This is a genomic window from Phyllobacterium sp. P5_D12 (genome assembly GCF_054049495.1).
Genome location: NZ_JBFUMG010000954.1, coordinates 1 through 1,094, shown reverse-complemented (window position 1 = coordinate 1,094; position 1,094 = coordinate 1). Strand labels below are relative to the sequence as shown.

The window sequence follows — 1,094 nt, the reverse complement described above, 5'->3', positions numbered from 1 at the left end:
GCGCAAGAGAGAATTGAAATCCGGAMGCATCTTCAGCGCGTCTTCGCCGGCAGAAATGGCGGCTGCGTGATCGCCGGCCAGAGCCGCACTGATGCACTTCGTCGTGTCGAAATAATACTTGTGCACGCTGTAGAACCCCAGGTTCTGGGCCCAGTTGGCCATGGCCAACGCCTTTTCAGGCTGCCCAGCGTAACAATGCAACATGGAATAGAGATCCCAACCGAGTGGTTGTGCTGGATTGAGCTTGATCGCTCGCTCGAACAGTCCGGCGGCATAGTCGTATTCGCAAAACAAGAATGAATGCACGTGCCCAACGAGAGCAAGTGCGATGGAATTGTTGGCATCCAACTCCAATGCCTTGCGGGCGTAGAATTGGGCTTCTTCGACTATCGTTGAGTCGTAGGCATTGAAACGCTGTCCAACCCGAAAAGTCCTGATAAAGGCGAGCCATGCATAGACCGACGAAGAAGGCCGGTCCGCAGCAATGTTATGGAGGATGCGTTCCGCTCTATCGAGATCGTCTCGAGACAACCGGAAGACCGAGTTGACAGCTTCGATCATCGTGGTTTCGCGCTCGAGCTTTGCTCCTTCACCGCGGAAAAGAAAGCAACCATGGACTTCATCGATCAAGTGATTGATTAGCCCATGCAACTGACTGGTTTCGCCTCTTTCCAGGGGGAGGCGATCGGCGACGCAACTGTCTTTCCAGATCAGGCTATGATCCGCCAAACGCAGAATGCTCACCACGATAAGGGCGGTTTGACTGGCGAGCGTTAGTTCCAGCTGAATGCCGAGGGGCGTTGCCAGCGAGATTTCGCTGCTTGGTGGGTTGTTCGGTGAGCCCGCCCAACCGCCTCCGCGGAAGGAGAAATCAGTGACACGGATATCAGTTCCTTCAACGAGTGATTTTGCAATGAGGCTCGTCACTTCCGATGCAAGAATCTGCCCATTTTCGCTTTGTCCGGCGACGTGCGAGGGTAGGATCGCGATAACCCATTGTCTCGAATTGACGCCGGCAAGCGAGCCTTGGGCAACAGCTGCATCGCTCGACGTAGCATTTGCAGCCCGGTCATCAACTTTACCCGGATTGATTG

At 54.6% G+C, this 1,094-nt stretch carries 1 protein-coding gene; it reads right to left on the bottom strand.

The window, feature by feature from the left end:
* The coding region (locus ACXJ5O_RS27935; RefSeq protein WP_457302750.1) for a tetratricopeptide repeat protein at window positions 1–1,094 on the bottom strand (1,094 nt) is incomplete at both ends.